Origin of the sequence: Corallococcus sp. AB045 (assembly GCF_003668895.1) — a bacterium.
In the GTDB taxonomy this organism is placed as follows: Bacteria; Myxococcota; Myxococcia; order Myxococcales; family Myxococcaceae; genus Corallococcus; species Corallococcus coralloides.
Genome location: NZ_RAWN01000029.1, coordinates 1 through 18,369, shown reverse-complemented (window position 1 = coordinate 18,369; position 18,369 = coordinate 1). Strand labels below are relative to the sequence as shown.

Annotated in this window: 12 protein-coding genes; 8 read left to right on the top strand and 4 right to left on the bottom strand. The window is 70.4% G+C overall.

Annotated features, from left to right (window positions below; translation table 11 throughout):
- Positions 1 to 265: 265 nt before the first annotated feature.
- A complete protein-coding gene (locus tag D7Y21_RS09705) occupies positions 266 to 1,225 on the top strand; it encodes a hypothetical protein (RefSeq protein WP_121712709.1) in 960 nt (319 codons plus the stop codon).
- 783 nt (positions 1,226 to 2,008) lie between these two features.
- A complete protein-coding gene (locus tag D7Y21_RS09700; RefSeq protein ID WP_121712707.1) occupies positions 2,009 to 3,598 on the top strand; it encodes an MBL fold metallo-hydrolase in 1,590 nt (529 codons plus the stop codon).
- 63 nt (positions 3,599 to 3,661) lie between these two features.
- Here D7Y21_RS09700 and D7Y21_RS09695 read toward each other — a convergent pair whose 3' ends face one another.
- Together D7Y21_RS09695 and D7Y21_RS09690 are read right to left on the bottom strand one after the other, a co-directional pair.
- The gene (locus D7Y21_RS09695) at positions 3,662 to 6,076 is read right to left on the bottom strand and encodes a PAS domain-containing protein (RefSeq protein WP_121712705.1); all 2,415 of its coding nucleotides are present in this window, start codon (positions 6,074 to 6,076) and stop codon (positions 3,662 to 3,664) included.
- A 1-nt stretch (position 6,077) separates the two neighbouring features.
- Complete coding sequence (locus D7Y21_RS09690; RefSeq protein WP_120567987.1) at positions 6,078 to 6,509, bottom strand: response regulator; 432 nt, start codon at positions 6,507 to 6,509, stop codon at positions 6,078 to 6,080.
- 246 nt (positions 6,510 to 6,755) lie between these two features.
- Between D7Y21_RS09690 and D7Y21_RS09685 the strand changes: the two genes are divergently transcribed.
- Both D7Y21_RS09685 and D7Y21_RS09680 read left to right on the top strand, forming a co-directional pair.
- The gene (locus tag D7Y21_RS09685) at positions 6,756 to 7,508 is read left to right on the top strand and encodes an ATP-binding protein (protein WP_158627266.1); all 753 of its coding nucleotides are present in this window, start codon (positions 6,756 to 6,758) and stop codon (positions 7,506 to 7,508) included.
- Positions 7,505 to 10,066, top strand: coding sequence for a response regulator (locus D7Y21_RS09680; protein WP_158627265.1), 2,562 nt, complete (start codon positions 7,505 to 7,507; stop codon positions 10,064 to 10,066). The genes D7Y21_RS09685 and D7Y21_RS09680 overlap by 4 nt, the downstream gene beginning before the upstream one ends.
- Here D7Y21_RS09680 and D7Y21_RS41735 read toward each other — a convergent pair.
- Positions 10,034 to 10,519 carry a DUF3592 domain-containing protein gene (locus D7Y21_RS41735; RefSeq protein WP_158619463.1) on the bottom strand — a complete coding sequence of 162 codons (486 nt, stop codon included), beginning with the start codon at positions 10,517 to 10,519 and terminating at the stop codon, positions 10,034 to 10,036. The genes D7Y21_RS09680 and D7Y21_RS41735 overlap by 33 nt on opposite strands.
- Positions 10,520 to 10,563: 44 nt before the next feature.
- Positions 10,564 to 12,237, bottom strand: a complete 1,674-nt coding sequence (locus D7Y21_RS09670) for a protease pro-enzyme activation domain-containing protein (protein ID WP_121712700.1) — start codon at positions 12,235 to 12,237, stop codon at positions 10,564 to 10,566.
- Between the two features lie 96 nt (positions 12,238 to 12,333).
- Here D7Y21_RS09670 and D7Y21_RS09665 point away from each other — a divergent pair, with 96 nt between their 5' ends.
- The 4 genes from D7Y21_RS09665 to D7Y21_RS09650 form a co-directional block, all read left to right on the top strand.
- Positions 12,334 to 14,526 carry a TOMM precursor leader peptide-binding protein gene (locus D7Y21_RS09665; protein WP_121712698.1) on the top strand — a complete coding sequence of 731 codons (2,193 nt, stop codon included), beginning with the start codon at positions 12,334 to 12,336 and terminating at the stop codon, positions 14,524 to 14,526.
- A gap of 3 nt (positions 14,527 to 14,529) precedes the next feature.
- The gene (locus D7Y21_RS09660) at positions 14,530 to 16,482 is read left to right on the top strand and encodes a radical SAM protein (protein WP_121712696.1); all 1,953 of its coding nucleotides are present in this window, start codon (positions 14,530 to 14,532) and stop codon (positions 16,480 to 16,482) included.
- Between the two features lie 3 nt (positions 16,483 to 16,485).
- On the top strand, positions 16,486 to 17,643 hold the full coding sequence (locus tag D7Y21_RS09655) for an amidohydrolase family protein (protein ID WP_120567993.1): 1,158 nt from the start codon (positions 16,486 to 16,488) through the stop codon (positions 17,641 to 17,643).
- Positions 17,644 to 17,653: 10 nt separating this feature from the next.
- Positions 17,654 to 18,369, top strand: a 716-nt coding sequence (locus D7Y21_RS09650) for a hypothetical protein (RefSeq protein ID WP_199733950.1), incomplete at its 3' end; no start/stop codon positions are given.

Genomic DNA, 18,369 nt, shown 5'->3' with positions numbered 1-18,369 from the left:
GAAGGTGATGGTGCACGTCCGCCGCAGGAGGCGAGCACGCATCACACGCCGGGCCCTGGTGTCCGTCGTCACGGTCGTCTCACTCCTTTTCGTGGGCACCCACTTCAGGTCCCGCGTGGCCGGGACCGAGCAAGCGACGGCTCCCGAGCACTCGCAACCCTCCCCCCGCCCTCCCCTCTTTTCCTGCCCGGCGAAGCCAACCGGGACGTGTCAGGCAAGATCACTTGTGGCAACTATTTTCTAAATCGCTCGGTGGAACCAGGACATGAACATGCAGCTTGTACGAGTACTCCGGGGCGGCATGGGGATCTGCCTGCTTTGCATCTCCATGAGCGCATGGGCACAGGCGCCCGCGCAGGCAACGCAGGAGGTGGCCCCAAGCCCTACTACCGGCCCGGCTCTGACCGCCGTGCTAAGCAAGCCGCCTCAGGACATCCAACTGGGCGACCCATTCACCTGGACCCTCCAATGGAAGGCCCCCGGGCCGGGCGCCACCGCCACGATCAGCCGCGTCGAGTTCAGCGGAGTCCGCTGCCAGCCAGAACTCAAGGCCAAAGCCCCCCTGGCTCCTGACTCGCCCCTGGAACTCGTGTGCGTGCGCCGCTCCATCGGAGAGGTGAACCTCCTCGTGGAGACAACCGTCGGACTCGCGACGGCAAAGATGGAGATGGTTGCTGACAGGAATCGCATCCTCGTCATCGACAGCTCTCGCGTCTACGCAACCCCTGAGAAACTGGATTACGATTTGATTCTCTTCCGGTCAGGTGGAGAGATTCGCGTCGAGAACGGGACCTCGCTTGAGGTGCGTGCCCGCGAGATACGCGCCGAGGCGGGCGCGGAGATTTCCATCAATGGGCAAGGAGCAAGTGGCGCCAAGGGCGGGCCCGTGACGGCGTGCCCCGAATGTGCCGCGCAGGGCCCCACGACCTTCCCTTCGGACGAGGCCTTCCAGGCCAAGCGAGAGGCCTGTCTCGCCACACCGCGCAAGGGAACCGATGGTGGCAGAGGCGGCCCGGGTGCCAACATCCTCGTGAAGGCTACGGTCATCAACGGCATGGTCCGCTGTGATGCACGGGGCGGGCTCGGCGGGCCTCCGGGAGATGTCACAGGCGCCACGCTCATCGAGCCGTCGACGGGCAATACCGTCACCTGCCCGCCGGGCGTGGCGGGCGCTGTGGGGGCCATGGGCGAGGATGGTGTCTGTGTCGTCCATTCCGAGTCGTGAGATGTGGAGTTCCAGCGCCTGGCGGTAGTTGCGGCGCGGGTCGCAGCGTCTCGTGCGGTCGCGGTCGAGGCGCTGCTCGGTGGGCAGAAAGCACCTCCCTGTCGTGGACTTGCTCCGGGAGGCGCCGTGCATCGGTCGCCCTGGGGCACGCGCCCGCCCGGGTGCCGCATTGCATTCATCAACGAGGCAGCACGTCCCACTCCCGCTGCGCGCCCATGCGCATGATCAGCACCAGCCTGGACTGCTCGGGTGGCCCCAGCGCTGGGGCCAACCCAGAAACACGCCGCGCTTCGTCCCCGAATACCTCCTGCGTCCGGTGCGGCAGCAGTGATCGCACTTGACCGGCTCCCATGCTGAGCCTACCGAGACGGGTCTTGCGCATGCTGATGCAGTTCCTTCGCAGGCTGTTCTCCGTGGCTCCGAGCCCTACCGGATTGCGGACGCCCGAGCAGTGTCCACATTGCAAGCAACAGATCCGCCCCAAGCGCCTCCAACCTTATGTGTTCGGCTGGAGCGCGTGGGAGGACGATTGGCAGTGCCCGCGATGCGGTCACCAATGGTCGAGCGATTCGAGATGACCCACACCCAGGATGTTTGTCTTTGACTGGGACGCCTGCCCGCCATGGGACGCGGCAGGCACGTCAAGCGTGATCCGCGGCCCCTGCTTCCAGGCCTGACCGGGAAGTCCGCACCTTGAAGTCAGGCCGGGAATCGTCAAAATTGGCGGCCCATCCGCGTGCGTCCGGGCCCCACGGTTCCGGCGGACGCCCTCGCGAGACCTCCATGCTCGACCGCCCGATGTACCTGAAGCCCGATGTCGCCATCGAGCCGCTGTTCAACCAGTGGTACGTCTGGTGGTACCTCATCTCCCCCGCCACGGCGCCGCTGTTCGTCTCCCGCCTGCACCTGAAGCTGATGCAGTCGTTCGTCGCGAACCCGGACGTGCACGTGGCCGCGCTGCAGAACCCGGCGCTGATGGGCGGCCCCTTCATCAACCACCCCGTGTCGCGGGTGAACGAGGTGAAGGCGCTGCTCGACCGCACCACCCGCGAGCAGGCGGACATGCTGGCCTACACCAAGGCCTTGTCGGACCTGGAGCAGCTCCTGGCCAGCTCCAAGGGCGAGTCCCTGGAGCCGCTCTACGCCAAGGTGCCGGACATGCTCCGCGGCTTCGTGGAGCTGCACTACGACCTGGCCCACCGCGCCAACGCCCGCATCATGGAGCCGCTGCTCTACCGCAGCAGCCTCTACAAGGAATCCGCGCAGAGCATCTCGCTGATGCGCGTGGCCGGTGACGCGCGCAAGTACGTCTTCAGCACCCCGCGCCTGGAGGGCGATTCGCCCCTGTGGCTCCAGGTGCCCTACCGGCACGAGGGCATCGACGCCCTCTTCCGCATGCGCCACACCCCGGGCAGCCCCGGACAGGTGGCGGAGATGCTGGGCGTGCCGTCCTCCGCCGCGGAGGCCTTCGCGGACCTCTTCACGGAAACCGCCCCGCGCAAGCCCGAGCCGTACACCGGTTCCGGCGTGCGCGTGCGCTACTTCGGCCACGCGTGCGTGCTGATGGAGACGCGCGAGGTGTCCGTCCTCACCGACCCCGTCATCAGCTACGAGCACTCCACCGCGCAGGGCCGCTACACCCACGCGGACCTGCCGGAGAAGATCGACTACGTCCTGATCACGCACGGCCACGCGGACCACCTGATGATGGAGACGCTGCTCCAGCTGCGTCACCGCATCGGGACCATCGTCGTGCCGCGCTCGAACGCGTACTCGCTGGCGGACCCCTCGCTGCGCCTGGTGCTGGAGAAGACGGGCTTCAAGAACGTCATCGAGATCGATGACCTGCAGGAGATCAAGATCCCCGGCGGGTCGCTGATGGGCATCCCCTTCATCGGCGAGCACAGCGACCTGGCGGTGCAGGCGAAGACGGCGCACCTGGTGCGGCTGGCCGGCCGCTCCCTGCTGATGGCCGCGGACTCCAACGCGCTGGAGCCGCGCATGTACCAGCACCTGTCGGAGCTGGTGGGTCCGCTGGACGCGCTCTACCTGGGCATGGAGTGCGAGGGCGGCCCGATGAGCTGGATGTACGGCCCGCTGCTCTCCCAGCCCCTGCCGCGCAAGATGGACCAGTCGCGGCGGCTCAACGGCTCCGACAGCGCCCGCGCCACAGAGATCCTCAATCACCTGAACCCGAAAGAGGTCTTCATCTACGCCATGGGCCAGGAGCCCTGGCTGCGCCACGTGATGGTGCTCCAGTACGACGAGACCGCGCCCCAGATGATCGAATCCAACAAGTTCATCGAGGTCTGCAAGGGCCGCGGCATCCCCGCCGCCCGGCCCTTCCTGAGCATGGAGCGCGTCCTGGAGTAGCCGCGCGCCCGCTCCCGGTGGCGCCCCCTCCTCGGATGAGGCAGGGCGCCCCGGGGGAGCGCGTCACGTCTTGGGCCAGGTGAAGCGGAACGCCGCTCCCTCACCCGGCACGGAGTCCACCCAGGCCCGGCCGCCGCGGGTCTCGACGATCTTCCGCACCACGGACAGCCCGATGCCGGTGCCCTCGACCTTGTCGCGGCTCTCCAGCGTCTGGAAGATGCCCCAGATGCGCTCGTGGAACTCCGGCGCGATGCCCGCTCCGTTGTCCGCGACGGTGAACTCGTACTGCTCCCCCGCGTCCCGCCACGTCACCTGGATGCGCGGATCCGGCCGGTGCAGGCGCGTGAACTTGAGCGCGTTCCCGATGAGGTTCAGGAACACCTGCTGCAGCTTCACGCGCTCGGCGCTCACCGTGGGCGCGCCCGGCTGCACCGCCACCTCCACCTCGGGCGGCGGGGCCAGGAGCTCCACCACCTCCTTGAGCAGGGCGCCCGTGTCCACGGCGGTCGGATCGCTCAGCTTGCCCGCGCGGGCATAGGTGAGGATGCCGTCGATGAGCGCCTCCATGCGGTGCACGCGGCCGTGCAGGAGCGTGATGAACTCGCGCGCCTCGCTGGTGAGGTTCGTGCCCAGCTCCTCCTTGAGCCACTCCGCCAGGTTGGCGATGCCGCGCAGCGGGGCCTTGAGGTCGTGGGAGGCCACGTAGGCGAACTGATCCAGCTCGCGGTTGGACTGCTCCAGCGCCTGGGTGAGCCGCACCAATTCCCGCGCCCGCTCCTCCGCCTGCTGGCGGGCGCGCACCATGTCGGTGACCTCCACCGCGTGGGTCATCACGCCGAAGGTCCCCCCGTCCTCGTCGGTGAGCGGCTGGTAGACGAAGTTGAAGTACGCGTCGTCCATCCGGCCGAAGCGCGCGACCCGCACGGGCACCTCGTTGCCGACCACGGGTTGTTTCGTGGCGTACACCTGGTCGTAGAGTTCGAAGAGGCCCTGGCCCGCCAGGTCCGGGAACGCGTCCGGGATGGTCTTCCCCACCAGGGGGCGGTTGCCCGTCATCTGATCGTAGCCCGGGTTGACCACCTGGATGACGTGCTGGGGCCCGCGGGCCACCATGATGGAAGCGGGCGCCTGCATGAAGACCTGGGTCAGCCGGTTGCGCTCCAGCTCCAGCTGCTGCTCCAGGCGGTGCTGCTGGGTGATGTCACGCAGGGTGAGCACCACGCCCAGATGGACGCGGGTGTCGGTGTACACCGGGACGGCGCTGCCCTGGACGCGCAGCCTGTGGCCGTCGGGCGTGGAGAGGGTCCACACCTCGTTGAGGACGCGCTCCCCCCGCCCCGCCCGCGCCGGGGGCAGCTCGTCGGCGGAGAGCGGCGTGCCGTCGCCCCGCTCCTGCCGGAAGCCCTGGGCGGCGAAGGGCTCGCCCACGCGCAGGCCCGGGTAGAGCGTCCGGGCCATCTCGTTGAGGAAGCTGACGCGGCCCGCGGTGTCGAAGGTGATCACCGCGTCAGCGATGTGGCCCAGCATCGCGACGCGCTCGGCCGCCAGCGCTTCGATGCTCCTGCGCGCCAGCACCTGCTCCGTGGTCTCCACCGCGTGCGCCATGATGCCGAACACGCTTCCGCTCGCGTCCTTGAGCGGCTGGTAGACGAAGTCCAGGTAGACGTCCTCCACCGCCCCGGTGCCCTTGCGGTCCAGGCGGACCAGCGCGTCGTGCGCGATGTAGGGCTTGCCGGTGGACCTCACGGTGTCCAGCAGCTGCAGGAAGCCCTGGTCCGCGATCTCGGGCAGGGCCTCACGCAGGGGCTTGCCAATCAGGTCCCGGTTGCCCGTCAGCTGCTGGTACAGCGGGTTGGAGACGGTGAAGCGGTGCTCGGGCCCCTCCAGCACGGCGATGATGGCCGGGGCCTGCATGAAGACCTCGTACAGACGCTCACGCTCCGCGCGCGCCTCCGCCAGGGCGCGGTCGCGCTCGTTGCGCGCCCGGACCTCGCGGGTCACGTCGAAGATGGAGACGAGGACGCCGCCCACGGCGCCCGTCTCGTCGCGGACCGGGCTGTAGCAGAGCGTGAGGAAGAACTCCTCCGGGCGGCCATGCGGCGCGAGCGGGTACATCCGCTCCTCGTACGTGACCGTCTCCCCGTTGAAGATGCGCGGGTAGATGGTCTCGTTGATGTGCCACACCTCCGGCCAGCACTCCTTGTTGCCCTGCCCCAGGCCTCCGGGGTGCTTGGTGCCCATGAGCAGGCGGTAGCCGTCGTTGTAGAACTGGTAGAGCTCCGGCCCCCACAGGACGATGAGCGGGAACTGCGAGCCCAGCACCATGCTCACCGCGGTCTTGAGGCTCTGGGGCCAGGTGTCCACGGGGCCCAGCGGATGCGTGCTCCAGTCCTTCGCCCGGCACAGCGCGCCCAGCTCTCCGCCGTCGGGGAAGACCCGGGCCGCAGCGTCGGTTGCTGGCTTCCACTGCACGGTCATGTCAGGGCATCTCCACGAGGGTCCAGTACTTGTTGAGCGTGGCCATGACCTCCACGAAGTTGATGAAGGTGACGGGCTTGAGCAGGTAGCCGGCGACGTTCAGGTTGTACGCGTCGATCTTGTCCCGCTCGTCCGCGGACGTGGTGAGCACCACCACGGACACCGTCCGCAGCTCCGGGTCCGCGCGCAGCACGCGCAGGAACTCGATGCCGTTCATCTTCGGGAGGTTCAAATCCAGCAGCACCAGCCGGCGCCCCTCGGGCACCGCGCCGTTGCGCAGCATCTCCAGGCCCTCCAGCCCGTTGGTGGCCACGTAGAGGGGGTTGGCGATGTGGTTCTTCTGGAAGGCGCGGCGGACGTTCATCACGTCCACTTCGTCATCTTCAATCAACAGGATGTGCAGCGTCCTGTCACCGGCGGTGGCGGTGGTCATCTCAAGCCTTTCGAGCCTGCGCGGCGTCCAGACCCAAGAGGAGCCCGAGCACGCGGCATCTAGCGTTCGCTTCCGTGCGGATATCAGGCACCTTCGGGCAACTGTCTGCTTCCTGACGCGACCCTCCGCACGCCTGCTCGGGAGGGCGCCTGGAGAGTGTCGACCATCCTTCACTTCGCACCCATGGGTTGAGGGCCCTCGCGCGGGGACGGTATGGCGATAGGCCCTGTGCGCCGTCCCCCTCCCATGGATGACTCCCAGAAGACGAAGGAAGAGCTCATCGAGGAGCTCCATGGCCTGCGCAAGGCCTTGCGCCAGAACAGCGCCGACCTGGAGCAGTTCACCTACGTGGCCAGTCACGACCTCCGGGCCCCGCTGCGGGGCATCTCCAACCTGTCCCAGTGGCTGGAGGAGGACCTGGGGCCGCAGCTGTCCCCGGGGTCGCGCAGGCAGATGGAGCTCTTGCGCGGACGCGTGCAGCGGATGGAGACCATGCTGGATGGCCTGCTGGACTACAGCCGGGCAGGCCGTGTCCACCACAAGCCCGAGTCCGTGGCGGTCGACCGGTTGATCCACGAAACGCTGGAGCGGCTGGCCCCCGGGCCTTCCGCGCGGCTGGAAGTGGGTCCCGGGATGCCGGTGCTCGTCACGGAGCGCCCCGCGCTCCAGCAGGTCTTCCGGCACCTGCTCTCCAACGCCCTGAAGCACGCGGGCCGCGAGGACGTGCGGATCCGCGTGGAGGTGGAGGCCACCCCCGCCCTCCACCACTTCCGCGTCGCGGATGACGGCCAGGGAATCGCCTCCCGCTACCACGAGAAGATCTGGAGTCCGTTCCAGGCGCTCGTGTCGCGCGACAAGGTCGAGGGCGCCGGCATGGGCCTGTGCGTCGTCAAGAAGCTCGTGGAGGGTCGCGGCGGCCGGACCTGGGTCGAGTCGGCCGAAGGCGCGGGCGCCACGTTCCACTTCACCTGGCCCGGGTCCGAGGAACGCCTCACGTGAGCGACACCCCTGTCTCGACCTCCCCCGTGGAAGCCCCTCCCCTGACCGAGCGCCTCCGGCTGCTGCTCGTGGATGACGACGAGGTCGACCGGCTCCTGGTCCAGCGGCTGTTGGGCACGACCGGGCTCGCGGTGGACGTGGTGGAGGCCACGAGCGGGAGCGAGGCCCTGGAGCACCTGAAGGCGCGGTCCTTCGACGTCATCCTCCTGGACTTCTTCCTGCCGGGGGAAGACGGGTTCTGGGTGCTGCGCGAGCTGGGCCGCCTGGGTTCGCGCTCCCCCATCGTCGTCCTCACGGGCCAGGGCAGCGAGCAGATGGCCGTGGAGCTGATGAAGGCGGGCGCGTCCGACTACATCGCCAAGAGCCGGTTGTCCGCGGAGCGGCTGGAGCAGAGCCTGCGCCAGGCCATGCGGCTGCACCTGGCGGAGCAGCGGCACCGGGCGCTCGCGGAGGCCCTGCCGCAGATCGTCTGGACGGCGGGCCCGGATGGACGCCCGGACTACTTCAACCAGCGCTGGTACGACTACACCGGGTTGACGCCACGGCCCGCGGCGGTGGAGAGCGGGAGCGCGGCCACCCTGCTCCCCCGGGACGTCATCCACGCCGACGACATGGCGGGCTGCCTGGGCAGGTGGAGCGAGAGCCGGCTGGCGGGGGCGCCCTTCGAGTGCGAGGGCCGCATCCGGCGCCACGCGGACGGCGCCTGGCGCTGGCACCTCATCCAGGCCCTGCCGCTGCGCAACGCGCACGGCCGCATCCTCCAGTGGCTGGGCACCTGCACGGACATCGATGATCAGAAGCGCGCGGCGGAGACGCTGAGCTTCCTGGCGGAGGCGAGCACCATGCTCACCGCCTCGCTGGAGATGTCCGTCACGCTCGAGCGGCTCTCCGCGCTGCTCCTCCCGCGGCTGGGCGACTGGTGCGCGGTCTACCTCCAGGACGACGACGGGCCCGTGCGCCAGGCGATGGTTGCCCACGTGGATGCCTCGCGGGTGCCGCTCCTGCGCGAGCAGCACCGCGCCTTCCCTCCATCCGCCACCGCCAGCCACGGCGTCGCGCGGGTGCTGCGCACGGGCGTGCCGGAGCTGGTGCCCGAGCTCACCGACGCCGTCCTCCATGAGGCTCTGGGCGAGGCGCTGGGCCCTACGGGCGACGACGCGCGGATCCGCCCGGGGTCGTGGATCATCGTCCCGCTGTGGGCACAGCGGCGCGTCTTCGGGGCGCTGAAGGTGTGCGCCCTGCCGTCCGGCCGCCGCTACGGCGCGCGGGACCTGGAGCTGGTGCAGGAGCTGGCGCGGCGGGCGGAGATCGCCATCGACAACGCCCGGCTGTTCGAGATGGCCAAGGCCGAGCACCTGGGCGCCGAGCAGGCCAACCGCGCCAAGGACGAGTTCCTGGCCGCGGTCTCCCACGAGCTGCGCACCCCGCTGATGGCGATGGTGGGCTGGACGCGGATGCTGCGCTCGGGGCAGCTGGGCCCGGAGAAGGCCGCCCGGGCCCTGGAGGCGGTGGAGCGCAACACGCAGGTGCAGACGCAGCTCATCGAGGACCTGCTCGACGTGTCGCGGATCATCACCGGCAAGATGCGGCTGGAGATCCGTCCGGTGGTCCCCGGCATGTTCATCGAGGCGGCGCTGGACTCGGTGCGGCACGCCGCCGAGGCGAAGGGCGTCACGCTCTGCGCCGAGCTGCCGCCGGGCACCGGCTCCATCCACGGCGACGCGGACCGGCTGCAGCAGGTGGTCTGGAACCTGCTCTCCAACGCCATCAAGTTCACGCCCCGGGGCGGCCAGGTCACCGTGCGACTGCGGTGGGTGGAGGGCCACGTCGGCATCGAGGTCCAGGACACCGGCCAGGGCATCCCCCGGGCCTACCTGGGCCAGATCTTCGAGCGCTTCTGGCAGGTGGACGGAAGCTCCACCCGGAAGCATGGCGGGCTGGGGCTGGGGCTGGCCATCGTGCGGCACCTCACGGAGCTGCACGGGGGCACCATCGAGGCGACGAGCCAGGGCGAAGGCCATGGCGCCCTCTTCCGGTTGACGCTGCCGTTGGCGACCGCGGCCTCGTCGCGGGGAAGCACGCCCCTCGTCCAGGTCCAGGCGCGCCAGGAAGTGCCCTCGCTCGATTCAGGAGTGCTGAAGGGCCTGCAGGTGCTGGTGGTGGACGACGAGCCAGACGCGCTCGAGCTGCTCACCGTGGTGCTGGAGAGCCGCGGGGCCCAGGTCTTCACGGCCTCCAGCGCCCGCGAAGCACTGGAGAAGCACCAGCTCCACCGCCCTCACGTCATCATCTCCGACATCGGCATGCCGGGAGAGGACGGCTATTCCTTCATCCGCAGGCTGCGCGCCCTGCCACTGGCGCAGGGAAGCCAGACGCCGGCCATCGCGCTCACCGCCTTCGCGCGGATGGAGGACCGCACCCGGGCGCTGCTCGCGGGCTTCCAGATGCACGTGCCCAAGCCCATCGAGCCGGCGGAGCTGATCATCGTCCTGGCCTCGCTCACCGGGCGGCACCCGCGGGTGGACTCACAGGTCCAGGCCGTCCGCCAGGCGCCGTGACCGCACGAACAGGAACAGCAGGCCGCACGCGCTCAGCACCGCGGACAGGCCCAACGCTCCCGCGACCCACATGAAAACGCGTGCGTCGCCCGTGCTCACCTCCAGCACGCTGCGCTCCGGGGCCCCTGGGGCGTAGTGCACCTTCACCGTGGCGCCCACCGGGTAGCGCGCCAGATACGCCGTCAGCTCCGCGCTGGGCTGGGAGTGCACGCTCAGGAACTCCCGCTGAGACACGTTGGACAGGGTCTCGCCAAGATACGAGCGGCCATCCACCTCGTAGGCGTAACGCGGCTTCACGTACCAATAGCGGCTGGACTTCGAGAGCCCGGTCTCCACCGAGATCGCGAGCATCCGCCCCGGCACCGTCGGCCGGGCCAGGAATGCCTGCTCCGCGAGGTGGAGCCGCCAGGCCAGATACCCCAGGAACAGGCCGAAGACCGTTCCCACGGTCACGATGGCTTTCAGGGTGGTGCGCAGCCACATGCCCGAGGAGGCCATCAGTGCTTGCGGCGCTGGAGCCTGCGCAGGCCCGTCAGCAGCGCCTCGCCATCCGGCGTACCCAGGCCCGTGCACGCGTTCCACAGCGTCGAGTCGCTGGCGAAGTAGGCGCCGTTGCCGCCGTGGGTGATGCGACGGACGACGGGCTGTCCCTCGGTGACGAGCGCGTACAGCCGGGGGTGGAGGAAGCCCACGCGCTCCCCCAGCGCCTCGTTGAGGCGGACGATGAGCGCGGCCCACATGGGCGCGGCGGCGCTCGTGCCCGCGGCCACGCCCTGCTGGCCCTTGAAGACGATTTGATAGCCGGTGTGCAGGTCCGCGTTCGCCGCGACGTCCGGCACGCCCCGGCCGGTGCTCCGGGACACTTCGAACACGCCGTTCTTCCATGACGACTTCACCAGGTCCGGCACGCCCATGCCCTGCTGGTACCGCGGCAGCGCGTTCATGGTGCTGACGCCGCCGCTGCTCGCGCCCGCGGCCGTGGAGCTGGGGCCCATGGACATCGCCTCGCCCAGGCGGTTCCACACGCGCTCGTGGTGGAGGACGTCCCCTACCGCCTCCAGCGTGGTGCCTCCGCAGCCCAGCACCAGCGCGCTCGCGGCGGGGTAGCTCGTCGCGGCCAGGGTGATGGCGCCCGTGGGCGAGTGGGCATTCACCGGCACCTGCGACCCCAGGTCACCGGACGCGGCGCACACGGTGATGCCCAACAGCGCCGCTTCGATGAAGAGCCGCTCGAAGGCCAGCTCCTCGCCCTGCTGGATGAGCGACCCTTCGTAGAAGGACCAGCTGGTGGTCAGCACCGACGGCCGGTTCTCCCGGTCGCTGATGGCCTCCGCCAGCACGCGGTGGTAGTCGCGCAGCGAGTAGTCCTTCGACCCCGCGTTGTAGACGACGACGCTCGCGGCCGGACACACCGAGGCCACCAGCTCCACGTCCATGGTGACCTCCGCGTTGGAGGCGGTGTTGAGGAGCCCCGCCTTGTTCGGCCCCACGTTCACCACCGGCGCAGTGCGCTCCACCCCCACGGACTTCAGGTACGCATCCAGGTCCGACTGCTTGTAGCCGCCCGCCAGCTCGATGATGCCCACGCACTGGCCTTCCCCCTGGTTGCGGGGGTAGCGGTAGAGGTTCGCCACCTGGGGCGCCGTGTACGTGCGCAGCCCGGCCTGCTTCGCCATCTCTTCGGGGATGGGCAGGGCCGCCGCGTTGTGGGTGACGAGCGGCCGCGTGTCCAGGCCCAGGACCCACTCCGCCACGCCTTGCAGCGCGCGCGGCAGGGTCACCGGCTTCGTGTGGGTCAGGTAGGAAGACTTCCCGTGGGTGTAGCGCCGCAGGTCCACCTCGAAGGCCTTGCGAATCGCGGTCGTGGACCCCTGAAGCACGACGTAGCTCCGGTCGCGCCGCTCGGAGGTGATGGTGAGTCCGTGGCTCTTCGCGAAGCGCCGCACGGCGGCCAGGTGCTTCGGGTTCGTGCCGTACTTCGCCTCGAACTCGTCGTGGGTGAGCGGGCGGCGCGGCGGGTTCGCGCACAGCTCCTCCACCGTGGGCAGCGGCGCCCCGTGACGTAGCAGCAGGGTGACCTCCACCGTTCCCGTGGCGGAGCGGCTCCGGAGCGGAGGGTGGAGGGACACCGGAGACACACGCGCGCTCTGCGTCAGGGGGATGCGGGCCATGCGCGGCGTTCTACCACGCGGGGTCCGGGCTCCCGGAAGCCGGGGCCGGGTCGTATCCACGAGCGGGGGCTACCGGGTAGGCTCGACCGCCTGCCCATGGACCGAGTCCTCCGCATCAAGCCCCACCTGCGCGCCGAGGTGCTCGACGCGCGACGCGTGTTCCTCGTCGGGGAGCGCGCCCAGTTCCTCCTGGAGGGGGAGCTGCACGCGAGCATCGTGCCCCTGCTGGATGGCGAGCGCACCGTGGAGAACGTCATCGCCGCGCTGGCGGGACGGGCCTCCGCGCCGGAGGTGCTCTACGCGCTGTCGCTCCTGGAGGAGCGCGGGCACGTGGAGGAGGCCCACGACGTCTTCGACGCCAGCGTCGCCGGCTTCTGGGAGTCGCTGGGTGTGGGCGCGGCCACCGCGGCCGGGCGGCTGTTGGACGTGTCCGTCTCCGTGCACGCGGTGGACGGCGAGGATGGCGAGGGTCTGGCGGAGGCGCTGCGCGACACCGGCCTGGAAGTGCGCGACGACGCCGACCGCCGCGTGCTGCTGGTGGACGACTACCTGTCGACCGAAGCGCTCGCGCTGGCCCAGGAGGCCCGGAGCGCGGGCGCCGCGTTCCTCCCGCTGAAGGTGTCCGGCACCGCGTGCCATGCGGGCCCGGTGGTGGACTCCGGCGAGCGCGCCTGCTGGACGTGCCTCACTGCGCGGCTGTTGGACAACCGCCCCATCGAGAAGTACCTCGCGCGCAAGGGCACCCCGCCGCGCGCCATCCGCCCACCGCGTACGGGGCTGCCCACCACCGCGAAGGCGGGGCTGTCCTTCGCGGCGACGCTCGTGGCCCGCTGGGTGGTGGATGGGCCCGGGGGCCCGGGACAGACGCGGCTGTGGACGCTGGACTTCGCCACCTGGAAGCTGGAGTCGCACGCGGTGGCGCGGCGTCCGCAGTGCCCGGATTGCGGCGACCCCCACTGGATGGAGGCGCGCGCGAAAAAGCCCCTGGAGCTGGCCTCGCGCTCCAAGCGCTTCACCGACGACGGGGGCCACCGCATCCTCACGCCCGAGCAGACCTGGGAGCGCCACCGCCACCTCATCAGCCCGGTGACGGGTGTGGTGAGCGACCTGCGCGCGGTGCCGGGCGACGCCCCGCTGGGCCACATCCACTCCGCCGTCTTCCGCGTGTGCCCGTGGACGGACGCGCCGGCCTCCGACGACTTCCACCGCGTGGCCAGCGGCAAGGGCCGCACGGAGGCCCAGGCCCGCGCGGGCGCGCTGTGTGAAGCGCTGGAGCGCTACAGCGCGGTGTTCCAGGGCGACGAGCCCCGAGTCCACGCCACGGCGTCCCAGCTGGGCGCGCAGGCCGTGCACCCGGACATGCTCCAGCACTTCAGCGCCGCGCAGTTCCAGGCCCGGCCCGAAAGCGCGAGCCGCGACATGCGCACCGCGGTGCCCCGTCCGTACGCGGATCAACCCATGGACTGGAGCCCCGCGTACTCACTCACGCACGGGGTCCACAAGTACGTGCCCACGTCGTTCGCGTACCTCTTCGCGCCCACGTCCCCGCTCGGAGACGGGCCGTTCTGCTTCTTCAACTCCAACGGGAACGCCGCGGGCAACTGCGTGGAGGAGGCCATCCTCCAGGGCTTCCTGGAGCTGGTGGAGCGCGATGCGGTGGCGCTCTGGTGGTACAACCGCCTGCGCCGTCCGCGCGTGGACCTGCGCTCCTTCGACGAGCCGTGGTTCGCGTCCGTGAGCGCGCACTACCAGTCGCTCGGCCTCACGTTGTCGGTGTTGGACCTCACGCACGACCTGGGCATCCCGGTGTTCGCCGCGCTCGTGTGGTCTCCGGAGCGCGGGCGGGCCTGGGCCGGGTGCGGCTGCCACTTCGACGCGAAGCTCGCCGTGCAGCGCGCGCTCACGGAGGTGGCCCAGTGTTACGACCCGAAGGACGTGGCTCCGTCCCCCTGGGACGCCAGCGCGCACGGCGACGTCAGCTGGCTCTTCCCCAACGACCTGGTCCCCGCGCGCGTCCGCGCAGACTTCCCACACGTGGGGCACAACGACCTGCGGGATGACGTGCGCGAGTGCGTGGCCCGGGCCTCGAGCGTGGGGCTGGAGACGCTGGTGGTGGAGCAATCACGGCCCGACGTGGGCGTATCCGCGGTGAAGGTCATCGTCCCGGGGCTGCGCCACTTCTGGCCGCGGCTGGGCCCCGGACGGCTGTATGACGTCCCCGTGAGAATGGGGTGGCTGAAGGCCCCGAAGACCGAAGCGCAGCTCAACCCCGTGCCCTTCTACTTCTGAGCGATGGCGCCGCCTCCTGACCCCAAGCCTCGCATCCTCCTGGTCCAGTGCGGCCCCGACCGGCGCCACGTGGACCGGGAGACGGAGGACTTCGATCCCGAGCGAGGCCTGGTGAAGCGCGCGACGATGACGCCGCTGGCCTGCGCGACGCTCGCGGCGCTCACGCCGGACGCCTTCACCGTGGACATCTGGGACGAGGAGCTGCACGGCCAGCTGCGCGCGGACACGGAGCTTCCGGACTACGACATCGTCGGCGTGTCGGTGATGTACTCCGCCCTCACCTACCAGGCGCGCTTCCTCGGCGGGCACTTCCGCGACCGGGGCGCCACCGTGGTCGCGGGCGGCCCCGCCATCTCCGCCGCGCCGGAGGACTACCGGGGCTTCTTCGACGCCCTCTTCGTCAACGAGGCGGAGCGCACCTGGCCGCGCTTCCTCGCGGACTGGCTCGGGGGCGAGTACGCGCCCGAGTACCGTCAGCTCGACAAGCCCTCGCTGAACGAAAGCCCCCTGCCCCGCTGGGACGCCATCGAGGCGGACCTCCCGCGCTACGCGTGGGGCTCCGTGCAGACCACGCGCGGCTGTCCGTTCGACTGCTCTTTCTGCGACGTCATCTACCTGTACGGCCGCAAGCAGCGGCACAAGCCCGTGGAGCAAGTGCTGGACGAGGTGCGCGCCCACGCGGCGCTCGGGGCGGAGGGCGTCTTCTTCGCGGACGACGAGTTCATCGGTGACGCGGCGTACGCGAAGGAGGTGCTCGCGGGGCTGGTGCCCCTCAACCGCGCACTGCCCCGTCCGCTGCGCTTCTTCACCCAGGTGACGATGAACCTGAGCCGCGACGCCGCGCTGCTGGAAGGCATGGCGGACGCCAACTTCTACACCATCGTCCTGGGCATCGAGTCCTTCGACACCGGCGCGCTCAAGGAAGCGCAGAAGCACCAGAACGTGCGCGCGGACCTCGTGGGCGACCTCTTGCACATCCAGGCGCACGGCATCGGGCCCCGGGGCAGCTTCATCGTCGGGTTCGACCACGACACGCCCGCGGTCTTCGACTCGCTGCACGCGAACATCCAGCGCACCCACCTGCCCTGGGTGGTGGTGGCGCCGCTCCAGGCCCCGCGCGGCACCAAGCTGTGGACGCGGCTGCGCGCGGAAGGCCGGCTCGCCACGCCCCGCAGGGCGCACGCGAAGGACCGGGGCGCCATCGTGCTCAACGTGATGCCCCTGGGCATGACGCGGCCCCAGTTGCTCGAAGGCTTCCGCGACCTGGTGGAGCGGCTGTCCACCTGGGACGCCGCCTGCGAGCGCATCCGGGGCTTCATCGCCGGCATCCAGCGCCCACCCCAGGTGGAGGAGCCCCACTGGCCGGAGGCCGTCACCGACCGCTTCCTCCGCGAAGCCACCGCCGCGTGGGCCCTGACGCCGTCCGAGCGACAGGCCCTGGGGGACACGCTCGCCCAGGTGCGCAGCACCGCCCCGGCGATGCTGCCGCGCGCGGTGTTCTTCCTCGCGCGCAACCAGAACGAGCGCCGCCGCCATGAGCGACTCTTCACGGACTTCGACGCGGTGCTGGCCGCCGAGCGCCAGGGCGACCTCGTCCCGGACACGCAGCCCGTCTACGTCCCGCCGGGCTTCGCCACCGCGATGCGCGACGTGTTCCCGGACCTCTTCGTGCGCCTGAGCCGCGACCTGCCGGACCGCCGCGACGTGCCGGAGGCCTCACGCGACGTGCTGGTGGACTTCGTCGCCCGCTGGGGCGAAGGCTTCCAGGCGCTCCAGCCGCAGCACCACGAGTTCCTTCGCGAGCTGTGCGACCGCGCGGTGGCGGCGCGCGGTGGCCAGCCGGGCACGCTGGAGGTCTCGGAGGAGCGGGCCCTGCGCACCCAGGCGCGCCGCACCGGCCTGCTGGAAGCACTGCTCAAGGACGTGCGCGACGAGCTCGCGAGCTGGGGACCCTGACGCATGCGCGACGGCCTTCACATCTTCGACGCGGACCGGCACGTCCTGGAGCCGCTGAGCCTGTGGGCGGAGCAGCTGGAGCCCGGCCTGCGCCGGCACGCGCCCCGCCCGGGACGCCTCCCGGACGAAACGCTGGAGGAGCGCCTGGAGCGGCTGGGCCCCCAGGGCCTGCTGCCCGTGCTGCCCCTGCCGGAAGTGGACGGCAAGCCGCTGTGGAACCACATGCCGGAGAAGGCCTGGCTGGCGTTCTCCGCGCGCTCCTACGCGCAGCTGGGGCGCAATGAACTGCTGCAGCGGCCGGACGTGTACCTGGCCCAGATGGATCGCGACGGCGTGGACATGGCGGCCCTGTTCCCCACCTACGCGTTGCTCCTGGAGGGCTTCTCGCCCCTGGAGCCCCACGTGGCCACCGCGTTCGCGTCCGTCTACAACACCTGGCTGCACGGCTTCTGCGCGCACCAGCCGGAGCGCCTGCGCGGCGTGGGGCTCATCAGCCGGCACCAGCCAGAGGCCATGGTCGCGGAGGTCCGCCGCGTCGCGGGCTTCGGCTGGCGCGCCGTGATGGTGCGCCCCAACCCCATCGGAGGCCGCCTGCTGTCGGACGCCGCCTATGAGCCCTTCTGGTCCGAGTGCGAGAAGCTCTCACTCGCGGTGGTGCTTCACGGCAGCGGCCACGTGTACGTGCCGTCCGCGGGCGCGGACCGCTTCGACACCCGCTTCGCCAACCACGTGTGCGCCCACCCCATGGAGCTGATGATGGGGCTGCTCGCGCTCCTCCAGGGGGGCGTGCTGGAGCGGCACCCGGCCCTGCGCATCGGCGCCATGGAGGCCGGCTGCGGGTGGCTTCCGTACTGGGCGTGGCGTCTGGATGAGGAATATCGCGCTGTGGGTGCAGAGGTCTCCGCCACCATCCGACAGCTCCCTTCCTCGTACCTACGCCAGCACTGCTTCGTTTCCATGGAACCGGACGAACCGTACCTGTCTGACGTGGTGCGACACCTCCCGGAGGACCGATTGGTATTCGGAAGCGATTTCCCCCATCTGGACCACGGCGAGGATGTGCTGGGTGCGATGCTGTCCTTGCGTGACGTGATGACCGAAAGTCGTCTACGAAAGGTTCTCTGGGAAAACCCGACTCGGTTCTACGGTGTGGAACCGTGAGGCCGCACGAATGAGATTGTCGCTCGCCGAAGGTGTGGCGCTGCGTTGCCCCGACGCGGAGGACGCGCGCGTGGAGGGCCCTGGCCGCTCACTGCGGTTGGGCCCGCTGGCCCCCGGTGTGCGCGCCGTCTTCGAGTCGCTCGCGGACGGAGGCATCCATGAGACGGAGGTGCCGGCCGCCGCGGGCTCGGACACGACGCTCGCCTGGTACTGGCTGGACCTGGCCGGAGACGGCGGCCTGCTGTCGTGGACGGTGGAGGAGCGCGGCAACCTGCTCCTGACGCTCACGCCCGCGTCCGCGTCGTTCCTGCGCCACCGCGCGACGTTCGACGCGGCCCAGCCGCTGCAGCTGTCTCGCTTCGCGCACACGCGCATGGCGGAGGGCCGCGCGGTGCTGGACTGCCCCACGGTGCACGCCACCGCGGCGCTGCATGACCGGCGCGTGGTGTCGCTGCTCTTCGACATGGCCCGCCCCACGCTCCTGGCGCGGCTCAACCAGTTCAACACCGGCATCGAGTCCTTCACGCTGCGCGAGCTGGTGCGCCTGCTGGCGGAGACGGGCATCCTGGTCCCCAACGGCCTGGACGTGCCGGCGTCGGAGGAGACGCAGACAGCGCTCAAGCAGTGGGAGCCGCACGACCTGCTCTTCCACCTGCGCTCGCGCGGCTGGGGCCACCAGACGCGCGCGGGGGCCACCTACCGCTTCCGTGGCGAGCTGCCCAACCC

Excerpts from the sequence above, each read along its gene's own strand:
- D7Y21_RS09705 (WP_121712709.1), top strand. The coding sequence starts at position 266 with ATGAACATGCAGCTTGTACGAGTACTCCGGGGCGGCATGGGGATCTGC.
- D7Y21_RS09655 (WP_120567993.1), top strand. The coding sequence starts at position 16,486 with ATGCGCGACGGCCTTCACATCTTCGACGCGGACCGGCACGTCCTGGAG.
- D7Y21_RS09690 (WP_120567987.1), bottom strand. The coding sequence starts at position 6,509 with ATGACCACCGCCACCGCCGGTGACAGGACGCTGCACATCCTGTTGATT.
- D7Y21_RS09685 (WP_158627266.1), top strand. The coding sequence starts at position 6,756 with ATGGATGACTCCCAGAAGACGAAGGAAGAGCTCATCGAGGAGCTCCAT.
- D7Y21_RS09700 (WP_121712707.1), top strand. The coding sequence starts at position 2,009 with ATGCTCGACCGCCCGATGTACCTGAAGCCCGATGTCGCCATCGAGCCG.
- D7Y21_RS09695 (WP_121712705.1), bottom strand. The coding sequence starts at position 6,076 with ATGACCGTGCAGTGGAAGCCAGCAACCGACGCTGCGGCCCGGGTCTTC.
- D7Y21_RS09670 (WP_121712700.1), bottom strand. The coding sequence starts at position 12,237 with ATGGCCCGCATCCCCCTGACGCAGAGCGCGCGTGTGTCTCCGGTGTCC.
- D7Y21_RS09660 (WP_121712696.1), top strand. The coding sequence starts at position 14,530 with ATGGCGCCGCCTCCTGACCCCAAGCCTCGCATCCTCCTGGTCCAGTGC.
- D7Y21_RS09665 (WP_121712698.1), top strand. The coding sequence starts at position 12,334 with ATGGACCGAGTCCTCCGCATCAAGCCCCACCTGCGCGCCGAGGTGCTC.